This is a genomic window from Actinomycetota bacterium (assembly GCA_005888325.1).
Classification (GTDB): Bacteria; Actinomycetota; Acidimicrobiia; order Acidimicrobiales; family AC-14; genus AC-14.
This window is the reverse complement of record VAWU01000052.1, coordinates 12,751-36,120: the sequence shown is the minus strand read 5'-3', so window position 1 is coordinate 36,120 and position 23,370 is coordinate 12,751. Positions and strand designations below refer to the sequence as shown.

At 70.7% G+C, this 23,370-nt stretch carries 19 protein-coding genes; 12 read left to right on the top strand and 7 right to left on the bottom strand.

Annotated features, from left to right (window positions below):
- The first annotated feature begins 466 nt into the window (after nt 1-466).
- Entirely contained in the window at nt 467-1,744 is a 1,278-nt protein-coding gene (locus E6G06_16125) for a DUF222 domain-containing protein (protein TML88541.1), read from the top strand.
- Between the two features lie 76 nt (nt 1,745-1,820).
- Here the strand turns inward: E6G06_16125 and E6G06_16120 are convergent, their stop codons facing one another.
- Together E6G06_16120 and E6G06_16115 are read right to left on the bottom strand one after the other, a co-directional pair.
- Nucleotides 1,821-2,699, bottom strand: coding sequence for a TIGR03619 family F420-dependent LLM class oxidoreductase (locus E6G06_16120; protein TML88546.1), 879 nt, complete (start codon nt 2,697-2,699; stop codon nt 1,821-1,823).
- 104 nt (nt 2,700-2,803) lie between these two features.
- A complete protein-coding gene (locus E6G06_16115; GenBank protein TML88540.1) occupies nt 2,804-3,529 on the bottom strand; it encodes a hypothetical protein in 726 nt (241 codons plus the stop codon).
- A gap of 56 nt (nt 3,530-3,585) precedes the next feature.
- Here E6G06_16115 and E6G06_16110 point away from each other — a divergent pair, with 56 nt between their 5' ends.
- Nucleotides 3,586-4,749, top strand: coding sequence for an amidohydrolase (locus tag E6G06_16110; GenBank protein TML88539.1), 1,164 nt, complete (start codon nt 3,586-3,588; stop codon nt 4,747-4,749).
- Nucleotides 4,750-4,771: 22 nt separating this feature from the next.
- On the opposite strand, the gene E6G06_16105 is transcribed toward E6G06_16110, so the two are convergent.
- Entirely contained in the window at nt 4,772-5,683 is a 912-nt protein-coding gene (locus E6G06_16105; GenBank protein TML88545.1) for an alpha/beta hydrolase, read from the bottom strand.
- Nucleotides 5,684-5,723: 40 nt separating this feature from the next.
- Nucleotides 5,724-6,683, bottom strand: a complete 960-nt coding sequence (locus E6G06_16100; protein TML88544.1) for an LLM class flavin-dependent oxidoreductase — start codon at nt 6,681-6,683, stop codon at nt 5,724-5,726.
- A 63-nt stretch (nt 6,684-6,746) separates the two neighbouring features.
- On the opposite strand from E6G06_16100, the gene E6G06_16095 reads away from it, so the two are divergent.
- The 7 genes from E6G06_16095 to E6G06_16065 all read left to right on the top strand — a co-directional run bounded on the left by E6G06_16095 (nt 6,747) and on the right by E6G06_16065 (nt 15,306).
- Nucleotides 6,747-8,216, top strand: a complete 1,470-nt coding sequence (locus E6G06_16095) for an aldehyde dehydrogenase family protein (protein TML88538.1) — start codon at nt 6,747-6,749, stop codon at nt 8,214-8,216.
- 24 nt (nt 8,217-8,240) lie between these two features.
- The gene (locus E6G06_16090; GenBank protein TML88537.1) at nt 8,241-9,965 is read left to right on the top strand and encodes an amidohydrolase; all 1,725 of its coding nucleotides are present in this window, start codon (nt 8,241-8,243) and stop codon (nt 9,963-9,965) included.
- Nucleotides 9,966-11,075, top strand: coding sequence for a Zn-dependent alcohol dehydrogenase (locus E6G06_16085; protein TML88536.1), 1,110 nt, complete (start codon nt 9,966-9,968; stop codon nt 11,073-11,075).
- A gap of 5 nt (nt 11,076-11,080) precedes the next feature.
- A complete protein-coding gene (locus E6G06_16080) occupies nt 11,081-12,571 on the top strand; it encodes a long-chain fatty acid--CoA ligase (GenBank protein TML88535.1) in 1,491 nt (496 codons plus the stop codon).
- Complete coding sequence (locus tag E6G06_16075) at nt 12,568-14,118, top strand: cyclohexanecarboxylate-CoA ligase (GenBank protein ID TML88534.1); 1,551 nt, start codon at nt 12,568-12,570, stop codon at nt 14,116-14,118. The genes E6G06_16080 and E6G06_16075 overlap by 4 nt, the downstream gene beginning before the upstream one ends.
- Entirely contained in the window at nt 14,115-14,876 is a 762-nt protein-coding gene (locus E6G06_16070) for an SDR family oxidoreductase (GenBank protein TML88533.1), read from the top strand. Before E6G06_16075 ends, E6G06_16070 begins: the two co-directional genes overlap by 4 nt.
- Nucleotides 14,877-14,994: 118 nt before the next feature.
- Entirely contained in the window at nt 14,995-15,306 is a 312-nt protein-coding gene (locus E6G06_16065) for a hypothetical protein (protein TML88532.1), read from the top strand.
- A gap of 18 nt (nt 15,307-15,324) precedes the next feature.
- Here the strand turns inward: E6G06_16065 and E6G06_16060 are convergent, their stop codons facing one another.
- The 3 genes from E6G06_16060 to E6G06_16050 are packed head-to-tail and all read right to left on the bottom strand — an operon-like array spanning nt 15,325 to nt 19,372.
- Nucleotides 15,325-16,494 (bottom strand): acetyl-CoA C-acetyltransferase, encoded by a 1,170-nt coding sequence (locus E6G06_16060; protein TML88531.1) that lies wholly within the window; start codon nt 16,492-16,494, stop codon nt 15,325-15,327.
- Nucleotides 16,495-16,527: 33 nt separating this feature from the next.
- Complete coding sequence (locus E6G06_16055; GenBank protein ID TML88530.1) at nt 16,528-18,261, bottom strand: D-aminoacylase; 1,734 nt, start codon at nt 18,259-18,261, stop codon at nt 16,528-16,530.
- A gap of 10 nt (nt 18,262-18,271) precedes the next feature.
- Nucleotides 18,272-19,372: a hydroxyneurosporene methyltransferase gene (locus E6G06_16050; protein ID TML88529.1), complete on the bottom strand. Its 1,101-nt coding sequence runs from the start codon at nt 19,370-19,372 to the stop codon at nt 18,272-18,274.
- 77 nt (nt 19,373-19,449) lie between these two features.
- On the opposite strand from E6G06_16050, the gene E6G06_16045 reads away from it, so the two are divergent.
- From E6G06_16045 to E6G06_16035, 3 genes are all read left to right on the top strand, one after another.
- On the top strand, nt 19,450-20,598 hold the full coding sequence (locus tag E6G06_16045) for an acyl-CoA dehydrogenase (protein TML88543.1): 1,149 nt from the start codon (nt 19,450-19,452) through the stop codon (nt 20,596-20,598).
- A gap of 21 nt (nt 20,599-20,619) precedes the next feature.
- Entirely contained in the window at nt 20,620-22,296 is a 1,677-nt protein-coding gene (locus tag E6G06_16040; GenBank protein ID TML88528.1) for an ATP-dependent DNA ligase, read from the top strand.
- 123 nt (nt 22,297-22,419) lie between these two features.
- Nucleotides 22,420-23,364, top strand: a complete 945-nt coding sequence (locus tag E6G06_16035) for an acyl-CoA dehydrogenase (GenBank protein ID TML88527.1) — start codon at nt 22,420-22,422, stop codon at nt 23,362-23,364.
- Nucleotides 23,365-23,370 lie beyond the last annotated feature (6 nt).

The window sequence follows — 23,370 nt, the reverse complement described above, 5'->3', positions numbered from 1 at the left end:
ACCCTGAACACCGGCTCTTCGGAGAAGTCACTCCCGGACCCACTACGACACTACGCGCCCACCAACAGGCGCTGCTTCGGCGCGCTCGCGAACAAGGTCGTTGACACAAAGAGGCTTCGATATGGAGCGGGTGAGAGTCATGAGAGATGAAGTGCGGGAGACTTGAATCATCTGCAACACCCCAGAGGGCGCACCGGGCGAAGCTGAGGTCTTCCTCAGAGAGGCGGGCACGGAGGAGCGCCTGGAGCACTGCAGCAGCCTCATCCTCGGCGAGCCGCTAGCCAGAGTTCCCAACACAAGCGTTGCGCTTGGCTTTGCAGAACAACCCCCGCAGACGGATCGATTCGAGCCGCGCAGACGCCCAGACAAATCTCCGGACAATGCTTGCGGCTTGTCGTTGGGGTCTGCTACCATCGAACATACGTTCGCTTCCCCGTGAGCAATTGGCTGGACGTGGAGTTCGTCAATGCGTCTGCAGGAGATGGAAGCGGCGTTGCGCGAGATCGTGGCCGGGTTGGAGCCCGAGCGCCTTTCGGCCGACGCGGCGGTGGGTCTGGTCGACACGTTCGTGTCCATGGAGAAGCTCGTTGCCGCGGGCAAGGCGCTGGCGGCGCGGCGGGTGGCCGCCTCCAACCTCTGGCGGGGGGCGGGTGAGCGCTCCGCCGCCCACTGGCTGGCCCGGCGCAGTGGCGTGTCCATCGGCAATGCGATGGCGACGCTCGAGACCGCGGCCCGCTTGCCCGAGCTCCCCGGCGTGGACCGTGCCGTGCGGGCGGGTGAGCTCTCCGCGGTGCAGGCCAATGAGATCGCGTCGGCTGCCGGCGCGGACCCTGGCGCGGAGGCCGAGCTGTTGGCGGTGGCGCAGGACGACGGGTTCGCGCTGCGCGACACCTGCCGGCGGGTCAAAGCCGCGGCCGCGCCGGATGGGATGGCGTGTCATCGCGCCATTCATGCCTCGCGCTCGCTGCGGCACTGGAGCGACCCCGACGGCGCCGGGCGCCTCGACGGGCGCTTCACTCCCGAGGTGCTGGCCGAGCTGTTGGTGGCGCTCGAGCCCTTCGAGGCCGAGGCGTTTCGTGTGGCGCGCGACGAAGGACGGCGGGAGGGCTTCGACGCCTACCGGGCCGACGCCCTGCTGGCGTTGGCTCGGGCCGCGCGCGATGGCACCGGCGCTGGTTCGTCGCCGCCGCGCAACACCGTGCACGTGGTGATCGACCATGCCGCGCTCGTGCGGGGAAAGGCAGAACCAGGTGAGCGCTGCGAGGTGGCGGGCGTGGGGCCGGTGCCAGTGAACGTGGTGCGCTCGATGATGGACGATGCCTTCGTGACCGCGGTGGTGACGAACGGGGTCGATGTCGCGACGGTGGCGCACCTGGGGCGAAGGCCCACCGCCCACCAGCGCAGCGCGCTGGAGGTGCGCGATCCCGAGTGCGTGGTGTCGAGCTGTCACGTGCGCGTCGGGCTCGAGATCGACCACGTCGAGCCCTGGAGCGCGACGCGCGTCACGAAGCTCGACGCGCTGGCCCGGCTGTGTCGCTTCCACCACGCCCAGAAGACGCACGAGGGCTACCGATTGGAAGGCGGGCCCGGGCACTGGCGCTGGCTGAAGCCCGACGGCACCGACGTCGACCCCCGGCCACCGCCACCGACGCGACCAGCCGACGACGGCACGGGCACGATCGCGGAACGACAGGCGCGGATCTGCGACGCCGCCATCGCCAGCATCGAAAGGGTCGGGTGGTGATATGCGGGCGACGTCGAATCGAGCGCGTCACCTCGGGCGGTGTGACGCCACGGCACCGCCTCCTCAGGACGGCCGGCTACGCGTCGAGGAGCGGCGCGACCTCGGCGCCGAACGCGTCCATCTGATCGAGGAGCTCTTGCAGCGACCGGTTGCGGAAGCGCACCTGCAGGTGGTTGACGCCCATGGGGCCGAACTCGCGCAGGCGCTCGGCGATGTGATCGGCCTTGCCCGAGAGCACGTGCCCACCGACGTCCCAGCCCGGCTCCCCGACGTAGAGCACCTCGGTGATGGTGCCGATGTCGATGGGCTCGTCGCCGACCGTGCGCGCGCGGTGCTCGCGGAGGTAGGCGATCGACTCGGCCATGCGCGACCGTGGCGTCCCCTGCGGCAGCCACCCGTCGCCCCGCTCGGCGGCCCGACGCAGTGCCGGCTTCGAGGAGCCGCCGACCCAGATGGGTAGCCGGGCCTGCCGCGGGCGGGGCCGCATGCCCGCGTCGTGGACGTACTCGCCCGTGAAGGCGGCGCGTAGCTCGTCGATGGCATCGTCGGTGAGGCGTCCCCTTGCCGCGAAGTCGACGCCGAGCAGCGCGAACTCGGGCTCGACGTGACCGGTGCCCACACCCAGGATCGCCCGCCCGCCCGACAGCTCGTCGAGGGTCATGAACGACTTCGCCGTCGCCAGCGGGTGGCGGTAGGCCACCACGAAGACGTGTGACAGCAGACGGACCTTGGTGGTGATGCCCGCCAGCCACCCCAGCGTGGCGACGGTGTCGTACCAGACGGTGTTCATCCGCTCGTCGAGCGGCCGGGGGATGGCGACGTGGTCGCAGACCGCGATGTAGAAGAAGCCCGCGTCGTCGGCCTTGCGGGCGATGGCGGCCAGCTCGTTTCGTCCCGCGTCGCCTTCCCACGCCTCGGCGTACATGCGGCTCTGCGACTGCACCTGCAGCTGCATCCCGTACACCAGGCGACCCGCCGGGACGATCGACGCCACGCCCCCTCAGCCCTTCCGCTCAGAGGGCCGCTCGGGCCCCGCCTCGATCGCTGCGCTCACTCGGCTCAGCCCTTCCAATTGGTCACGTCGACGCCGAGGGACTCGATGCCCTGGATGATGATCTCGGGGATCATCTGCGACGGCGGCCAGTGGTAGTTGTGCATGCGGTGCTTGGCCGTCCCGTGCACGAACATGCGGCCCTGGTCGATGGTGACGAGCACGCCCCGCCGCTGCACCTGGCGCTCGTAACGCTCGGCATGCGCGGCGTCGAGCACGAAGTTCATGGTGTCGCACATGGCGGTGATGTCGATGTTGCCCCAGTCATAGGGGCTCGACGTGACGTGGATGAGCACGTTGTCCGCCGACTGGGTGACCACCTCGCCGTCGCGCATCGTCAGGGAGATGGGCTCGAGGCAGCAGGCACACCACGACTCGAGGCGGATGTCCTTGCCGAGGAACGGTGGCATGCGGCTCACGGCCATCGACTCCATGGCACAGCCGATGTAGCTGTGGAAGCGGTCGTCGACGAACGCCTGCACCTGGCTCGGGAAGCTCGAGAACGGCTGGAACTTGATGAGGTTGCAGTTCTGGGTGTCCTCCTGCACCACGCAGATGATGCCGAGCTGCAGCTGCTTGTAGGCCTGCACGATCTCGCGCCGCTGCAGGCCGAGGGCCTCGTGCACGTCGCGCAGGTTGGGCCCCACGCCCTTGTCGCACCAGTGCTCGTAGACGAACTGTCGCAGCCGCAGCGCGTCGTCGGTCCACTCGAAGGAAGGCACGTTCTGAGGCATGGCGTACGTTAGCCCTGGCTGCTGACGGTGCGTCAGAAGAGGGCTACCATCCGAGCGTGCGGGACTTCCCGAAGATCATCTCGGTCGACGACCACGTGGTCGAGCCACCCACGGTGTGGACCGACCGGCTCGCGTCGAAGCATCACGGCGTCGCCCCGCGCATCGTGCGCGCGCCCGTCAAGGAGATGACGTTCATCGGCGGCAAGTTCACACCGGTGGTGGGCGAGCGCGGCGACGGGCCCGACGTCGACTGGTGGTTCTACGAAGACCTGCGTCGCCCGCTGATCCGCCTCGACGCATCGGTGGGCCACGACCGCGACGAGGTGCGCCTCGAGGGTACGACGTACGAATGGATGCGCCCCGGCGCGCACCAGGTCAAGCCCCGCCTCGACGACATGGACGCGAACTGGACCGAGGCGTCGCTGTGCTTCCCCACCTTCCCCCGCTTCTGCGGCCAGACGTTCCTGGAGGCGGACGACAAGGAGCTGGCCCTGCTCTGCGTGCGCGCCTACAACGACTGGATGGTCGACGAATGGTGCGGCGAGTCGGGGGGCCGGCTGATCCCGCTCTGCCTCATCCCCTTGTGGGACGCGTCGCTGGCGGCCGCCGAGGTGCGGCGCAACGCGGCGCGCGGCGTGCACGCGGTGTGCTTCAGCGAGATCCCGCCGTTCCTCGGGCTGCCGTCGGTGCACGACGCCGACAACTTCTGGCACCCGTTCTTCGCGGCCTGCGAGGAGACCGAGACGGCGTCCACCTCGGCCGACGCGCCGCCCGCGGTCGGCTCGACGCTCACGTTCGCCAACGCCTGCTACTCGCTCGTCGACTGGCTCATGTGCGGCGCCTTCACCCACTTCCCCAACCTCGAGATCGCGTACTCCGAGGGTCAGATCGGCTGGATCCCCTACATCCTCGAGCGGGCCGACGTGGTGTGGGAGGAGAACCGGGGCTGGGGCGGGGTGGCCGACAAGGTGCCGGTGGCGCCCAGCGAGCTGTTCCGCGACCACGTCTACGGCTGCTTCTTCAACGACGCCCACGGCCTCAAGAGCCTCGACGCGATCGGCGTCGGCAACGTGACCTACGAGAGCGACTACCCGCACTCCGACTCGACGTGGCCGCACACCCGCCAGATCGCGGAGGAGCAGATGAAGGGCCTCGACGACGACGTCATCGAGAAGATCGTGCGCGGCAACGCCATCCGCATGCTCCGCCTCGACCTCTGAACAGACGCGACGCGACGAGTGATCAGAGGGTGAACGCCTCCCGCAGCGCGGCGTAGGACTCCTCGTGCGCCTGCTTGGCCGCGTCGAGCAGAATTCCCAGCGCGAAGAAGCCGTGGAAGACGCCGTCGTAGCGCGTGACCGTCGCGGGCACGCCGGCGTCCCGCAGTCGCGCCGCGTAGGCCTCGCCCTCGTCGCGGAGCGGGTCGTGCTCCGCGGTGATGACGAGCGCGGGCGGCAACCCGGTGAGATCGGCGGCCCGGAGTGGCGACGCGTAGGGGTGCGAAGCCTCGGACAGGTCGCTCAGGTACTGAGGCCGGTACCAGTCCATCGAGGCGGTGGTGAGGAAGAAACCCACACCGTTCTCGCGGTACGACGCCGTGTCGAGCGAGGTGACGTCGGTGACCGGGTACAGCATGAGCTGGAACACGATCTCGGGGGCGGCGCGGTCGCGCGCCATCAGCGCGACCGCGGCGGTGAGGTTGCCGCCCGCGCTGTCGCCTCCTACCGCGATCCGGGTGGCGTCGACACCGATGTCGCTCGCGTTGGCGGCCACCCACAGGGTCGCGGCGTAGGCGTCCTCGGCGGCGGCCGGGAACTTGTGCTCGGGCGCCAACCGGTAGTCGACCGACACCACGACGCATCCCGCGCCGTTGGTGATGGCGCGACAGGTCGCGTCATGGGTGTCGAGGTCGCAGATGACCCATCCACCGCCGTGGAAGTAGACGAGCGCGGGGAGCGGCGCCGGCGCCGGGTCCTCGGGCCAGTAGAAGCGGACGGGAACCGGGCCGTCGGGACCCGGCACGGAGCGGTTCTCGACCCGGGCCACCGGCTCCGGGTCGGTGGCCAAGGACGCGACCATCCGCGCCACGTGGGCGCGCGCTTCCGCGCCGGTCATCGTCTCGACTCGGGGGAACGCCTGGTCCATGGCGTCCATGAGCACCTTCGCAACCGGGTCGAGCGTCACGGCGAACCTCCTAGGCCAGGCGGGGGAGCACCTGCGAGGCGAACAGCTCGAGGCTCTCCCAGCCGAGCGCGGCCGGGATGCCGCCCATCAGCGGATGGAACAGGAGCGAGCCCGTCTCCCGGGCGAGGGCAACGCACTCGTCGGGTGTCACCACCCGGTACACACCGCTCGCCTTGAGCTCGTCGAGCGTGTCGCCGGCCACCTCCACCTGGGAGCGCTGCCCAGGTGTCTGCCAGCTGTGGTACGTCTGCGCGTCGTAGAGCGCGTGCGGCGCGATCCGGGCCCACGCCTTCTCGGGGTCGTCGGTGACGTGCACGAAGCCGGGGCCCTTCGGCAGGAGCACCCACCCGCCGGTGAAGCCCAGCCGCTCGCACTCGGCGCGGTAGAGGTCGGCGAGGGCGGGGTCGCCGATGGCGGGCATGAAGGGCAGCTGCATGCGCGCCGCGCGGCGGGCCGCGATCTCGGTGGACCCGCCGATGAGGATCAGCGGATGCGGCTGGGTCACGGGCCTGGGCGTGACCCGGATGGTGCGACCTCGCCACTCGAACGGCTCGCCGGTCCAGGCCCGGCGCATCACGTCGATGTGCTCCTCGAGCGTCTTCCCGCGTCGCTTCCGGTCGACACCGGCCATCTCGAACTCCTCCTCGCGGTAGCCGAGGCCGGCGACGAGTGAGAGACGGCCGTTGCCGGCGAGGTCGAGCACCGCGATCTCCTCGGCCATCCGCACCGGGTCGTGGAGGGGGATCAGCAGGGCCGAGATGTTGACCATCGTCGTGCGCGTGCGCCCGAGGACCGCGCCCGCCATGGCCAGCGGCGCGGGGAGGTAGCCGTCGTCGACGCCGTGGTGCTCGGAGAGCACGACCGAGGTGAAGTCGTGCCCGTCGGCCCACGTCGACATCTCGAGACAGGCCGCGTACTGCTCGGCGGGCGTGGCCGGCGAGATATCGGGAACGCGCAGGTCGAAGCGCATGGTGAGGACGGGATTTCCCACTGGCACACCCCTCACGAGAACGGGTTACAGTTCGCTGACATAGTGTCAGAAACCGTGAGTCCGTACCGGCTGCTGATCGGCGGCGACTGGGTCGAGGGGGGTTCCGGCTCCTACGACGTCGTCAACCCGGCCACTGAAGACGTCGTCGACGAGGCTCCCGAGGCGAGCGCGATCGATGCGCGCGAAGCCGCGGCCGCGGCACGCGCCGCGCTCCCCGCGTGGTCGCGCACGTCGCCGCAGGAGCGCGCCGCGCTGTTGCAGGCGGTCGCCGACCGTGTGCGCCAGCGTGCCGACGAGCTCCTCCCGTTGATCATCGCGGAGACGGGAGCGACGCTGTCCGTCGGGTCCGCGTTGCAGGTCCCCATGTGCGCCAACCGCTTCGAGCGCTACGCCAAGGGCGCGCTGCAGGACCTCACCATCGCGATCCCACCGATGGAGATGCAGTCCACACCGCTCGCGCCGGGCGGCCTCATGGGCGCGGTGGGGCTGCGTCCACCGGTCGGCGTCGTCGCGTGCATCACGCCGTACAACTTCCCGATCACGTCGATGGCGGGCAAGGTGGCACCTGCGCTCGCCACCGGCAACACGGTGGTCATCAAGCCCGCCCCCCACGGGCCGCTCGCGGTGATCGAGCTGGTCCGCATCATCGAGGAGGTCGGGTTCCCGCCCGGCGTCGTCAACCTCGTCACCGGGTCGCAGCCCGACCCGGGCGCGGCCCTCGTCGACTCGCCCGACGTCGACATGATCAGCTTCACGGGCAGCACCGCGGTCGGCGTGAAGATCTACGAGTCGGGTGCCCGCACGATGAAGCGCCTGCTGCTCGAGCTCGGCGGCAAGGGCGCGTGCATCGTGTGCGACGACGCCGACCTCACCGCCGCGGTGACCGCGCTGGGGAGCGTCTGGGGCTTCCACTCGGGCCAGATCTGCACCGCCCCCACCCGCGCCGTCGTGCAGCGGTCGGTCTACGACGAGGTGGTCGAGCGGCTGGCGAAGCTCGCGCCGCAGATGAAGGTGGGTGACCCGCTCGAGGTCGACACCGTCGTCGGACCGGTGATCTCCGCGGCCCAGCGCGACCGCATCGAGGGTCACATCCGCGGCGGGACGGACGCCGGGGCGGAGCTGATCGCGGGCGGGGTCCGCCCCGCGCACCTGGAGAAGGGCTTCTACGTCGAGCCCGCCCTGCTCGCGGCCTGCACCAACGACATGCGGGTCGCGCGCGACGAGATCTTCGGGCCCGTCCTCGTCGTCATCCCCTACGACGACGACGACGAGGCGGTGGCGATCGCCAACGACAGCGACTACGGGCTGTACGACTACGTCTACTCGGCCGACACGGCACGCGCCTACGACATCGCCCGGCAGTTGCGCTGCGGACACGTCGGCCTCAACACCGCCCAGCGCAACCACGAGGCGCCCTTCGGCGGCTTCAAGATGAGCGGCATCGGCCGCGACAACGGTGACTGGGGCCTCGACGCCTACACCGAGGTGCAGAGCATCATCTGGCCGGGTTGACTTGTCGCGAAGAGGAAGGGCGCCATGGCTTACGACCTGATCGTGAAGAACGGGATCGTCGTCGACGGCACCGGCCTGGCCCGGCGGCGGGGCGACATCGGCGTGCGCGCCGGGCGGATCGTCGACGTGGGCCATCTGACGGAGAGCGTCGCCGGCGCGCGAGTGGTCGAGGCGGACGGCCTCTTCGTGGCGCCCGGGATCATCGACGCCCACACCCACTACGACCCCCAGCTGACGTTCGACGCGTGGGCCACGTCGTCCTGCTACCACGGCGTCACCACCGTGCTGGCGGGAAACTGCGGGTTCTCCATCGCACCGACGCGCGAGCGCGACCGCGACTTCATCTCGCGGATGTTCGCCCGGGTCGAGGGCATGTCGCCGGTGGCGTTGTCGGGGGTGGAGTGGGACTTCGAGAGCTTCCCGGAGTTCTTCGCGGCGCGGCGCGACCGGCTCGGTGTGAACCTCGCGTGCTACGTGGGCCACTCGACCGTGCGCCGCTGGGTGATGGGGCCCGACGCGTCCGAGCGCGAGGCCACCCCCGACGAGGTGGAGCAGATGCGCCGGGTGGTGGCCGAGTCGATGGACGCCGGCGCGGCCGGCTTCTCGTCGTCGCACGCGCCCACCCAGCTCGATGGCGACGGCCGGCCCATCCCGAGCCGCTTCGCCGGCGTCGACGAGCTGCGCGCGCTCGTTGCCGAGGCCGGCCGCCACCACGGCGGGAGCGTCTCCTACCTTCCGGCCAGCTCCATCGGGGGCCTCGACCACGACGACAAGGAGTTGCTGGTCGAGCTCGGCGTCGACAGCCGCCTGCCGATCGTGATCCAGGGCCTGGGCGGGCGCAACAAGGTCGACGCGCCGACCGCGGGGTGGCCCGAGGCCGAGGCCTTCCTCGGCGATGCCGCCCGCCGCGGCGCCGCCATCTTCAGCCTCCTGCGCAACCATCCGTTCGACCGGGCCTTCTCGCTCGAGAGCGGCACCCAGCTGTACGACGGCGTACCCGCGTGGGCCGCGTTCATGTTCCTCTCGCACGACGAGAAGCTGGCCCGCCTGCGCGACCCCGGCGTGCGCGACGAGCTGCGCGACGCGGTCGACCATCCCAACAAGGACGCATCGAAGGGCAGCACGCTTCCGCCACCGCACTGGCACGTCGTGTTCGTCGACGAGGTCACCGAGCCCCAGCACGAGAAGTTCCTCAAGCGGTCGATCAAGGACATCGCGGCCGAGCTCGGGAAGGCGCCCGCCGACGTGCTGCTCGACATCGCGCTCGACAGCGACCTGCGTACGGTGTTCCGGTGGGAGAACAAGACGCCGGAGTGGGAGGACGCGGTGCGTGAGAGCCAGCGCCACCCGAGCATGATCGTCGGCGTGTCGGACGGCGGCGCCCACCTGGATCGCGACGACGGTTCCGACTGGTCGAGCTACTTCCTGCGCTTCTGGGTGTTCGACCGCCGGCTCTGGACGGTCGAGGAGGGCGTGCGTCAGATGACGCAGGTGCCCGCTGCGCTGTGCGGCTTCGCCGACCGCGGCATGGTGCTGCCGGGCTACGCCGCCGACCTCTTCCTGTTCGACCCCGACACCGTCGGGCCAGGCACGAAGAAGCAGGTGACCGACTTCCCCGGCGGCGAGGCCCGCTACTCCGCCCGGCCCGAGGGCGTGCACGCGACCATCGTCAACGGCCGGCCCATCGTCGTCGACGGCGAGCTCACCGGCGAGCTGCCGGGCGCCATCGTCTCCCCGGGGGTGCGCTGAATGCGCGGGATCGTGTTCGTCGGCGACGGGAAGGCCGAGGTCACCGACGGGCTGGAGGTGCGCGATCCCGGTCCGACCGACGTCGTGGTGCGCATCGTGAACGCGGGCGTGTGCCACAGCGACATCAGCGTCATCGACGGCACCATTCCCTGGCCGACACCCGCGGTGCTGGGCCACGAGGGCGCCGGCGTGGTGGAGGCGGTGGGCGGCGCGGTCACCACGTTGCAGCCGGGCGACCACGTCGTGCTGGCCACGATCGCCAACTGCGGCATGTGCGCGGCGTGCAACACCGGTCATCCCACGTGGTGCCGCCAGACCATGGGCGTGATGGACAAGCCGTTCACGTTCAACGGTGAGCCCGCGTGGAACTTCGCGGCCACATCGGTGTTCGCCGAGCGCACGGTGGTGAAGGAGACCCAGGCCGTCCGCATCGACGACGACGTGCCGCTGTCGTCCGCGTGCCTCATCGGGTGCGGGGTGCTGACCGGCGTGGGCGCCGCCCTGAACCGGGCCCGCGTGCAGCAGGGCGAGACGGCGGCGGTGTTCGGTGTGGGGGGCGTCGGGCTCAACGTCATCCAGGGGCTGCGCATCGCCGGCGCCTCGCGCATCATCGCAGTCGACACGGTCGCGGCGAAGGAGCCGCTGGCTCGAGAGTTCGGCGCCACCGACTTCATCGACGCCACCGACACCGACAGCGTAAAGGCCATCCGCAACCTGCTCCCGTTCGAGCCGGACGGGAGGCGCGCGGGCCCCTTCGGAGCGGGCGGCGTCGACTGGGCCTTCGAGTGCGTCGGCAACGCCCGCGTCCTGCGCAACGCGATCGACGTCCTCGACTGGGGCGGCAACTGCGTGATCGTGGGCGTGCCCGCGTTCGATGTCGAGTTCTCTGCCCTCGTGACCTTCTTCACCCATGTCGACCGGGGGTTGCTCGGGTGTCGCTACGGGTCGAGCCGGCCGCACCACGACATCCCGTTGCTCGTCGAGCTCTACAAGCAGGGGCGGCTCATGCTCGACGAGCTGGTGTCGGCGACCTACCCGCTCGAGCGCTTCGACACGGTCGTGGCCGACCTGCACGACGGCAAGCTCGCCCGCGGCGTCCTGCAGTTCTGAGCGCGATGTCGACCGACAGAGTGTCGATCACGACCGCGCCGATCAGAACCGCGGTCGACCTCATGCAGGCCACCGTCGAGGCGCACGGCGATCGCGAGGCGATCGTCGAGGGTGACCAGCGGCTCACGTTCGCGGCGTGGGACCGCGCCGCGGACGGCGTCGCGGCGGTACTCGTCGACCGCGGCGTCGGCAAGGGCGACGTCGTGTGCCTGAAGCTGCCGTCGTCGATCGGGTACGCGGTCTGCTACCAGGCGGCCCTGCGCCTGGGCGCGATCACATCGGGGATCAACCCCCGGCTGGGCCCGACCGAGGTGGCGGGCATCCTCGAGCGGGCCCGGCCCCGTGTCGTGATCACCGAGGACGACGACATCGCGTCATGGAGCGAGCTCGACCCGCCGGCACGCCGGCCGTCACTCGATCCGTCCGACCCGGTGGCGGTCGTGTGGACCAGCGGCACGACGGGCCAGCCGAAGGGGGCCGTGTTCGACCACGTCAACCTCGAGGCGATGGCCCGCGGGGCCGGCGCGCTCAGCGCGTTCGGCGACCGCAGGCTCTCGCCGCTTCCGTTCGCGCATGTCGCCTACATGACCCGGGTGTGGGACGAGCTCGAGCGGGCGATCACCACGGTCATCACGCCGACCCCGTGGAAGGCCGGCGACGCCCTTCGGCTCATCGAGCGCGAGCGCGTCACCGTCGCCCAGGGCGTACCGACGCAGTGGTCGTTGATGCTGTCCCACCCCGACATGGCGACGACCGACGTCTCGAGCCTGCGACTCGCTTCCACCGGTGCGGCGACGGTCCCGGCCGAGCTGGTCCGCCACATGCGCGAGGCGCTCGGCTGCCCGGTGGTGGTGCGCTACACGAGCACCGAGGCGTCGCTCACCACCGGCACCGCGCTCGACGACAGCGACGACGACGTGGCGCACACGGTGGGATGCGCGCGCGACGGGGTCGAGGTGCAGGTGGTCGGCGACGACGGCGAGGTCGTCCCCGCGGGTGTCGTCGGCCGGGTCCGTTGCCGTTCGGGCGCGGTGATGCGCGGCTACTGGAACGATCCTGAGCGCACCGCGACGGTGCTCGACGCGGCCGGGTGGCTGACCTTGGGCGACCTCGGGTCGCTCGACGACCGCGGCTACCTCACCCTCGTGGGCCGCGAGAGCGAGATGTACATACGCGGCGGCTACAACGTGTACCCCGCGCAGGTCGAGAACGTGCTGGCCGAGCACCCCGGCGTGGCGCGGGCCGCGGTCGTGGGGTTGCCGGACGCGGTGCTCGGCCAGGTGGGCGCCGCCTGGGTGGTGATCGCACCGGATGCGTCGCCCACGGCCGACGAGCTGCGCGCGTGGGTGCGAGCGCGTTTGGCCGACTACAAGGTGCCCGACCGGGTGACGTTCGTCGACGACCTGCCGTTGACGTCGATGCTCAAGACCGACAAGCGAGAGCTGGAGAAAAAGGGCGCTCCGGGAGGGCGTCCAATGAGTAGGGGGACGACGTGAGCGCCAACCTCGAGGGACGCACGCTGTGGGAGCTCATCGAGCGTCGGGTGGCGGCCACGCCCGACGCCCGCTTCGGCCTCGACGAGGACGGGCGGAGCCTCACCTTCGCCGAGTACCAGGCTGCGGCCGAGCGGGCGGCGGCCGGTCTCATGGGGCTCGGGGTGGGGGAGGGCGTCAACGTCTCGTGGGAGCTGCCGACGTGGTTGGAGTCGATGGTGCTCGTGGGCGCGCTCTCGCGCCTCGGCGCGGTGCAGAACCCCATGCTCCCGATCTACCGGGCCCGCGAGGTCGGCTTCATCGTCCGCCAGACGCGGGCCCGGCTGCTCGTCGTGCCGTCGGTGTGGAAGGGCTTCGACTTCGAGGCGATGGCGAACGACGTGGCGGGTGAGGTCGACGGCCTCGACGTGCTCGTGTGCGACCGGTCGCTGCCCGAGGGCGATCCCTCGACGCTCCCGCCGCCACCGGACGCGCCCGACGATCCCGTCGACCTGCCGGTGCGGTGGCTGTTCTACACGTCCGGGACGACGGCCGACCCCAAGGGCGCGCAGCACACCGACCGCACGGTGATGGCAGCGTCCATCGGTATGAACGCGGCCCTCGATCTGCGGGCCGACGACGTCGGCGCCCTCGTGTTCCCGTTCACCCACATCGGCGGCATCGTGTGGCTGCTGTCGGGGTTCATCGTCGGCATGGGGCACCTGGTGGTCGAGGCCTTCGATCCCGCGACGACGATCCCGTTCATGCAGCGCGAGGACGCGACCCTCGCCGGCGCGGGCACGCCGTTCCACCTCGCCTACCTCGCCGCCCAGCGCAAGGACCCGTCGACGCCGCTGTTCCCCCACGTGCGGGCGTTCCCGGGCGGCGGGGCGCCCAAGCCCCCGCAGCTCCACTACGACCTCAAGGCCGAGATCGGCGGCGTCGGCATCGTCTCGGGCTACGGGCTCACGGAGTGCCCGATCCTCGCGATGGCTCGCACGACAGATCCGGACGACAAGCTGGCGAACACCGAGGGCCCGCCGACCCAGGGCGTGAAGGTGCGCGTCGTCAGGCTCGACGGGAAGCCGGCCGGCCCGGGCGAGGAGGGCGAGATCCGTGTCGTCGGTCCGCAGCTCTTCCGCGGCTACCTCGACAGCTCGCTCGACGCCGATGCCTTCGACGACGAGCGGTGGTTCCGCACGGGCGACCTGGGCAACGTCGACGCCGACGGCTACGTCACCATCACCGGCCGGCTCAAGGACATCATCATCCGCAAGGGCGAGAACATCAGCGCCAAGGAGATCGAGGACGTGCTCTACACCCACCCCAAGGTCGGCGACGTCGCGGTCATCGGCCTGCCCGACCCGAAGCAGGGCGAGCGCGCCTGCGCGGTGATCGCCCCCAAGGATCCCGCCGACCCGCTCACGTTCCAGGAGATGTCGATGTTCCTGCGAGAGCACGGGCTCATGGTGCAGAAGATTCCCGAGCAGCTCGAGATCGTCGAGTCGGTGCCGCGCAACCCCAGCGGCAAGATCCTCAAGCACAAGCTCCGCGAGCAGTACTCGGCATGAGCACGAACGAGCAACGCTTCACGGGCAAGACCGCCGTCGTCACCGGTGCGGGGAGCGGCATCGGGCGGGCCACGGCGCGGCGCCTCGCGGCCGAGGGTGCGACGGTCGCCTGCCTCGACGTCACCGTGGACGCGTGCGAGCAGACTGCAGCCGACATCGTCGACGCGGGCGGCAAGGGCAAGGCCTACGTGTGCAACGTGGCTGACAAGGCGTCGGTGACGGCGACGATCGACGCGGTCGTCGCCGACCTGGGGCCGCCCGACGTCGTCTGCAACATCGCCGGCATCGGCAAGTTCGCCCACACGCACGAACAGCCGCTCGAGGAGTGGCAGCGCATCATCGACGTCAACCTCACGGGCACGTTCCTGGTGAGCCAGGCCGCGCTGCCCCATCTGCTCGAGAACGGGGGCAACATCGTCAACGTGGCCTCCACCGCGGGGCTCATCGGCCAGCCCTACAGCGCCGCGTACTGCGCCTCCAAGGGCGGGGTGGTGATGCTGACGAAGTCGATGGCCTACGAGTACATCGAGCGCGGCGTTCGCGTGAACGCGGTGGCGCCCGGTGGCATCCAGACGAGCCTGATGGAGAGCTTCGGCTTCCCGGAGAACGCCTCGCGGAAGCTCTTCTACAAGATCACGTCACCCATGGGGTTCGCCCAGCCGGAGGAGGTCGCCGGCCTCATGGCCTTCCTCGCGTCCCACGAGGCCCGCTACATGACCGGCGCCGTCGTCCCCATCGACGGCGGCATGACCTCCTGACCCCCTCGTCGAGCCCCCCGAAGCGCGAAACGTTGGCTCGGCTCTCATCATCAAGATCGGCTTCGGGCGATGACGCCGCAGTAGGTTTCGGGATCCATCTGCGAAGGGGGACTCTGCTATGTGGGCACAGATCATCACGACGCGCCTGAAGCCGGGCAAGGAACAGGAGCTGCCGAAGTTGTTCGAGCAGCTGCAGGCGGTCGAACAACCAGGGTCGGGCTTGCTGCGGACGACGGCCATGCGGGACCAGAACGACCCCAGCCGCGTCTACATGTTGGTCCTCTTCGAGAGCGAGGAGAAAGCGCGCGCCCGCGAGCAGGATGAGCGACGTCAGGAGGGACTGAAGGCGGCGCGGGAGACGATGGGGGCGATCTTCGACGGGCCTCCGGAGTTCGTCGACCTGACCGTCGTCAACGACGTGGTGCTGTAGTCGAGGTCGCCCCGCGTCCTAGTTCAGGCGCTCTACGATCATCGCCATGCCCTGGCCGCCGCCGACGCACATCGACTCGAGGCCGAAGGTCTTGTCCGCGTCCTCGAGGCCGTTCAGCAGCGTGGTCATGATGCGCGCGCCCGTCATGCCGAAGGGGTGGCCCAGGGCGATGGAGCCGCGGCGGGCCGACGGGATGACCTGCGCGGCGAACGCCTCGTTGATCTCGACCAGGTCGATGTCGTCGATCGTCATGCCCGCCCGCTTCAGCGCCTGACGGCAGGCCTCGATCGGACCGAGGCCCATGATCTCGGGGTTCAGGCCGGACACGCCGCTCGCCACGATGCGGGCGAGCGGCTGCACGCCGAGCTCGCGCGCCCGGGTGTCGCTCATGACGATGACCGCGGCGGCTCCGTCGTTCAACGGGCAGGCGTTGCCCGCGGTGACCTCGCCGTCGGGCCGGAACACGGGCTTGAGCTGCGCGAGCTTCTCGAGCGTGGTGCCCGCGCGCGGGCCGTCGTCCTTGGACACGACGGTTCCGTCGGGCGTCGTGACCGGCGTGATCTCCCGCTCGAAGAACCCGTTCTCCTGCGACGCGACGGAGCGGTCCTGGGAGAGCTTGGCGAACTCGTCCATCTCCTCGCGACCGACCTTCTCGGCCTGTACGACGTTCTCGGCGGTCTGGCCCATGGCGATGTAGATGTCGGGCAGGCCCGACGGCGGTGTCCACTCGGGCGCACCGCCGGCGCTGCGCTCCTTGGTGCGCGCCTTCGCCTGCTCGAACTGCTGGTTGTGGGGGCCGGTATCGGAGGCGCCGAACTGGTAGCGGCTCACGGTCTCGACGCCGCCGGCCACGAACACGTCGCCCTCGCCCGCCTTGATCGCGTGGCCCGCCATGCGGATCGTCTGGAGCGACGAGGAGCAGTAGCGGTTCACGGTGACGCCGGGGACGTCGGGCAGGTCGGCCAGGAGGGCCGCCACCCGGGCCACGTTGTAGCCCGACTCGCCGCCGGGCTGACCGCACCCCCAGATCACGTCCTCGACCGCCTGCCGATCGAGCGCGGGCACCTTGTCGAGAACGGCCCTGATGATGGTTGCGCTGAGGTCGTCGGGGCGCAGGTCGACCAGCGAGCCCTTGTTGGCCCGACCGATCGGCGTGCGGGCGGTGGCGACGATGACGGCTTCGGGCATTCCAGGGCTCCTTGAGTCGCGAACCCTCCCGTTCTAGCCGCGGCCGGCGCCCCCCGGCACCTCGACCGTGTCGGTGTCGCGGCCCGAGCGCAACAGGGTGCCCGGACGGTCACCGGTGAAGTCGCCTGCCGTCGCGATCTCGACACCGTTGACGAGCACGTGCTCCACACCGTCGGCCTCGCCGTAGAGGCGGCCGCTCCCGGCGGGCAGGTCGTGACGCGTGTAGACGCGGCGGGGGCCGACGCGCTCCTCGTCGAGCACGACGATGTCGGCCTGCCAACCCTGCTCGATGCGTCCGCGCCCGCGGAGCCCGTAGAGCCGGGCAGGCACGTCGGTGAGGAGGTGGACGGCCTCCTCGAGCGGGAGCAGCTGCCGCTCGCGCACGGACTGGCCGAGCAAGGCGGTCGTATAGGTGAACGAGTCGATCATGTCGAGGTGGGCACCTGCGTCGGATGCGCCGAGCACGGCGCGGGGATCGCGCCACACCCCAAGGCGCATCTGCCAGCTGGCGTCGTCGTCGTTGCCCGTCCGGGGCAGCCACCCGGTGCGGAGCTCGTCGGCGACGGCGATGTCGCAGACGGTGTCGAACGGATCCTGGTCGCGCTCGGCCGCGACCTCGCCGACCGTGCGCCCGGACAGGCCGTCGTTCTCGGGCGCGAACGTCTCCGCGATGGTGAGGTGCTTCCAGTTCGCCATGCCCCGCAGCGGGCCCGCCGCAGGCGAGTTGGCGCCCTCGTTCAGCCGCCGCCGCTCGTCGGGGTCGGACAGCACCTTCATCTTCTCAGCGGGCGGCAGGGCCATCGTCTCCCGCCAGCCCGGCAGGGCGTCGAGGATGAACCCGGTGAGGAGACTGAGCCGGAAGCGCATGAGGTCGGGCACGGTGAGGGCCACCACGCGGGCGCCCTTCGCGGCTGCGTAATCCGACGCCGACAGCTGCTGCAGGTGCCCGTCGGGGTTCTGGGCGTTGACGCCGAGCACGTTCCAGTTGAGCGGACGGTTGGCGGCCAGCGACATCGATGCCATCAGGTCCATGTGCTCCTCGGAGAAGGCACCGATGGTGGGAATGAACTCGAGGGTGGTGCCCGCGTGGTCGCGCACGGCGCGGGCCAGCGCCACCAGCTCGTCGCGTGTCGCGGCACGCGACGGCACGGGCTGCCCGGACGCGTCGTTGTGCGTCGGCGCGTTGGACGACGAGAACCCCAGGCCGCCTGCGGCGAGCGACTCGTGGAGCAGCTGCACCATGCGCGCGATCTGATCGTCGGTCGCCGCCTCACCGGTGCCCTCGCCCATCACGACCCGGCGCAGGGCGGAATGGCCGACGAGGAAGCCCGCGTTCACCGCGATGGTGCCGTCCAGGCGGTCGAGCCATTCGCCGTAGGTCTGCCACGAGCCCCACGGCACCCCCGCCTCGAGCGACTCGAGCGGCATCCCCTCGACGCGCGCCAGCATCCGCATGAGGTAGTCGGCCTCTTGCGGCACCACGGGCGCGATGGTGAACCCACAGTTGCCGCCGATGACGGTGGTGACGCCGTGCAGAGGCGACGGGCTGGCGGTGGGGTCCCAGAACAGCTGTGCGTCGTAGTGAGTGTGGATGTCGACGAAACCCGGCGCGACGACGAGGCCGGTGGCGTCGATGTCGCGTTTCGCGCTCTCGTCGACCTCGCCGACGGCCACGATGCGTCCGTCGCGGATGCCGATGTCGGCACGCCGTCGCGGAGCACCGGTGCCGTCGACCACGCTTCCACCCATGATGCGGCAGTCGAGCATGGCAACGAGGCTAGTCCGAGCGAACCGGCGACACCTCGAGGACATGGAGGAGCGGCGGCAGCGTGATGTCGCGCTCGAGGCGCAGGCCGGCCCGGGCGAAGAGCGTCTCGAACTGGGCCCGGGTGCGCTCGCGGCCCGCCCCGGTGAGCACGAGCATGAGCAGGTCGAAGGCCCGGGTCAGCTTGTCCTTCTCGCGACCGTCGGCGTCGAGCAGGTTCTCGATGACGAGCAGGCGGGCGCCGGGGGGCATCGCCTCGCGCACGTTGGCGAGGATGGTGACGCACCGCTCGTCGTCCCAGTCGTGGATGACGGCCTGCAGGATGTAGAGGTCGCAGCCGTCGGGGACCGACGCGAAGAAGTCGCCCGCGACCAGCTCGCAGCGATCGCTGACCCCGCGCGCCGAGAGGGCCTCGCGGGCATCGGCGTGGAGCGCGTCCAGCTCGAAAAGGACCCCGTGCGCCGCCGGGTGTCGCCGCAGCACCTCGGCGAGGAGGACGCCGCTGCCACCTCCCACGTCGCACACCCGGCGGGCGGGGCTGAAGTCGTAGCCGTCGACGATGAGCGGCGCCATGATCGCGCCGAGCTGCGCGAGCGCCCGGTTGAACGTGGCACCCGCCTCAGGGTTCACGTGGTTCACGTACTCGAAGTACGGCTTCCCGTGGGCGGCGACGGTCCCGCTCCCACCGGTCATCACCGAGTGGTGCAGCTCGTTCCAGATCTCCCATTCCCACCCGGCTCCGCTGAACCGGACCCACTCGCGCACCGATTCGGGATGATCGGCGCGCAGGACGTCGGAGGTGGCGTTGTTCTCATAGCGCCCGTCGCGCGTGCGACCGAGCAACCCGCACGCCACCAGGAACGCGAGCAGACGATCGAGCGCGTCGCGGTCCGCGCCTACGACCGAGGCGAGCTCGGCCGCGGTGCGGGGCCCGGCGTGCAGGTGATCGGGGATCTGCAGCTCCGCCATGACCGCGAGCGCCTTGCCCTCGATCATCGCGTTGGTGCGCTCGATGACGACGGCGAAGGGCGGTGCCATGCGCGCGTGCGCACGGCCGATCGCGCCGCGCACGGCCAACGCGGGCTTCACGACCCAGACCGGGGGAGGCCTCACGGGGAGAACCGTCCCACACCTGACGAGCCGTCAGCAATGTCGGTAGCATCGCCCGAGAACGACCTCGGAAGATGAGCATGGACCTGCGCTACACCGACGCCGAGCAGCAGTTCCGCGCCGAGCTGCGATCATGGCTGGAGTCGGTGCTCCCGGCGTTGCCATCGAAGCCGGCGATGGACGACTGGCTCGGGCGGCGCGCGTACGACACTCGGTGGCAACGCATGTTGTTCGACGCGGGGTACGCGGGCATCAACTGGCCCAAAGAGTTCGGAGGGCGCGGGGCGTCGCCCACCGAACAGCTCATCTTCCTGGAGGAGAGCGAGCGCGCCCGCGCGCCGTACGTCGGCGTGAACTTCGTCGGTCTGCTCCACGCCGGGCCCACGCTCATCGCCGAGGCGAGCCCCGAGCAACAGGAGCAGCACCTGCCGGCGATCCTCAAGGGCGACGAGGTCTGGTGCCAGGGCTTCTCCGAGCCGGGCGCGGGCTCCGACCTCGCAGCTTTACGCACGCGCGCGGTGCGCGACGGCGACGACTACGTGGTCTCCGGTCAGAAGATATGGACATCACACGCCGAGGTCGCCGACTGGTGCGAGCTGCTGGTGCGCACCGACCCCGAGGCACCGAAGCACCGGGGCATCACGTGGCTCATCCTCCCGATGGACGCGCCGGGCATCGAGGTGCGGCCGCTGCGGACGATCTACGGCACCGCCGAGTTCAGCGAGATGTTCCTCGACGAGGTGCGCGTCCCGGTGGCCAATCGGGTGGGCGCGGAGAACGACGGCTGGCGCATCGCCATGGTGACGTTCAGCTTCGAGCGGGGGACCGCGTTCGTCAGCGAGATGCTCCATACCCATGAGCTGCTCGACGACCTCGTGACCACGGCGAAGGCGGGCGGCGCGTGGGACGACGCCGGCATCCGCCGCGAGATCGGGCACCTCGCGGCCGACCTCGACGCGCTGTGGGCACTCACCCGGCGCAACGTCTCGCAGGCCGCGCGCACGGGCGTCCCCGGGGTGGGCGGATCGGTGTTCAAGCTGCACTACTCGGAGATGCGCCACCGCCTGGGCGACCTCGCCATGCGACTGGTTGATCGCGGCGATCTCTCGTTCACCGACAAGCAGGTCGTGGGCATGGTGCACGCCCTGTCGCTCACCATCGCCGCGGGGACGTCGCAGATACAGCGCAACATCGTCGGCGAGCGCATCCTCGGGCTCCCCAAGGGATAGCGGGCGCGGGGACGGATCCGCGTGGCGCCGGCGAAGAAGCAGCCTGCGAAGAAGCAGCCTGCAAAGAAGCAGACAGCAAAGAATCAGACAGCGAAGAGCAGGGCTTCCGAGTCGGAGCCGTCCAAGCTGGCGGCGTACCGGGCGAAGCGCGACTTCGGGCAGACCCCGGAGCCGGGTGGTGGCTCCGAGGCGCCCGACCTCGGGCCCAACGGGCGCCGGTTCGTGGTCCAACGGCACCGGGCCCGGCGCCTCCACTACGACTTCCGGCTCGAGGTCGACGGCGTCCTGGCCAGCTGGGCGGTGCCGAAGGGCCCGACGCTCGACCCGTCCGCCCGCCTGCTCGCGGTCCACGTCGAGGACCATCCGATCGAGTACTTCGACTTCGAGGGCGTGATACCCAGGGGCGAGTACGGCGGCGGCGACGTGATCGTGTGGGACTGGGGTACGTGGGAGCCGTCGAACACGACGGACCCGGCCGCGGCGATCGCGGCCGGCGAGCTCCACCTCGATCTGCAGGGCGAGAAGCTGGCCGGACGGCTCGTGCTGATCCGTCGCGACAGAGCGGGCTCGGGCAAGGAGCAATGGCTGCTGCTGCACAAGCGCGACGAGCACGCGGTGGCCGGCTGGAGCCCGGAGGACCATCCGCGCTCGGTGAAGACGGGCCGCACGAACGACGAGGTCGCGGCCGCGCCCGACGCGCTGTGGCGGAGCGACCTGCCGGCCGCGGACGCCAAGCTCGCCGTGCGTTGGCAACCGGTCACCGACGCCGAGCTCGCGGCGCTGGACGCGCTGGGCACACACGGCGTCTGGGACCTGCAGGGGCACGAGCTGTCGCTCACCAACCTCGACAAGGTGCTGTTCCCGGGCCGCGACGACCGGTCGCCCGTGACCAAGCGCGACCTCGTCCGCTACCACGCGCGGATCGCACCCGTGATGCTGCCGTACCTGGTCGACCGGCCCGTGAACCTGCACCGCTACCCGAACGGCGTCGACCGTCCCGGCTTCTGGCACAAGGAGGTGCCCAGCCACGCGCCGGACTGGCTTCAGCGGTGGCGCAACCCCGACGCTGACCCAGGCGAGACCGAGTGGTACGCGATCGTCGACAGTCCCGCGGCGCTGGCGTGGATGGCCAACTACGGCGCGGTCGAGCTCCATCCGTGGACGTCGCGCATCGGCGACGTCCGTCGACCCACCTGGGCGTTCATCGACATCGACCCGGGCCTCGACACCACCTTCGACGAGGTGTTGGCGCTGGCGCGCCTCTTCCGGACGGCGCTCGAGCACCTCGGCGTGCGCGGGCTGCCGAAGGTGACCGGTCAGCGCGGCGTCCAGATCTGGGTGCCTGTCGTCGACCACTACACCTTCGGCGAGACGAGGGCATGGGTCGAGACGGTGTCACGCGCGGTGGGGGCGACCGTGCCCGATCTCGTCAGCTGGGCATGGGTCAAGAAGGAGCGTGGCGGCCTGGCCCGCCTCGACTACACGCAGAACGCCATCAACAAGACGCTCGTCGCGCCGTACAGCGCCCGGCCCGCCTCCGGCGCACCGGTCTCGGTGCCGCTCGAGTGGGACGAGCTCGACGACCCCGAGCTGCGCCCCGACCGCTGGACCGTCGACACCGTGCTGGAACGCGTCGCCTCCGTCGGTGACCCGTTCGCTCAGCTGCTGGATCGCCCCCAGCCGCTGCCGTCGCTGTAGCGGCGCAAGACCCTGCGCCTGCTCGACGCGGGGTCTGCTCTCGGTGCGTAGTCTTCGGCGTCATGTCGCGACGGGGTCGTGTCACTCCGCGGTGGTGTGCGTTGCCCGAGGAGCGCTGAACGCATGGACTTCGAGCTCAGCGCCGACCAGCAGGCGCTGCAGGAGGGTGTGCGCAAGCTCTGTGAGGGGCGCTTCCCGATGGCGCGCGTGCGCGCGCTCGTCGACGCCGGTGGTGTCGACCGCGCGCTCTGGGGTGAGCTGGCCGAGGCGGGAGTGTTCTCGCTGCGCCTGCCCGAGCGCGACGGTGGCGTCGGGTTGGGCCATGCCGAGGCCGTCCTCGTGTTCGAGGAGCTGGGCCGCGCGCTCGTGCCCGGGCCCCTCGCGGGAACCCACCTGGCCGCGGGGCTGGTCGACGCGGCGGTGGTCGGTGTGGTCGAACGGGAACGCGAGGTTGTGATCGGGCACCTCGACGCGCTCGACATCGTCGTCGCGATCGACGACGCGGGGCTGTGGGCGATCGAGCCGTCGACGTTCGACGCGGAGCCGATCGCCGACCCCCTCGACCCTCTGACGCCGGTGCACCGCGTCGACGGCCTGCCGCGCGGCGCGCCGCTGGCGGACGCGGAGGAGGCTGCCCGCTGGCGACGCGCGGGGGCCGCGCTCGTGGCGGCGCAGATGCTGGGCTTCGCAGAGGCCACGACCGACCTTGCCGTCGCGTACGCCAAGGAGCGCCAGCAGTTCGACCGTCCGATCGGCTCGTTCCAGGCCGTGAAGCACCTGCTGGCCGACATGGTCGTGCGGGCCGAGGTGGCGCGCGCCGCGGTCTACGCCGCAGGCGTCACGCTCGACGACGCGCTCGTCGGCGACGCGGCGCGCGCCGTCGCCACGGCCAAGCTCATGGCGGGCGAGGCCGCCCGTCAGAACGGCAAGGCGTGCGTGCAGGTGCACGGCGGCATGGGCTTCACGTGGGAAGTCGACGCCCACCTCTACCTGAAGCGGGCGTGGGTGCTCGACGCCGCATTCGGCTCGGTCGACGACCACGCGCTGGCGATCGCCGACCGGTTGTGAGTGGTT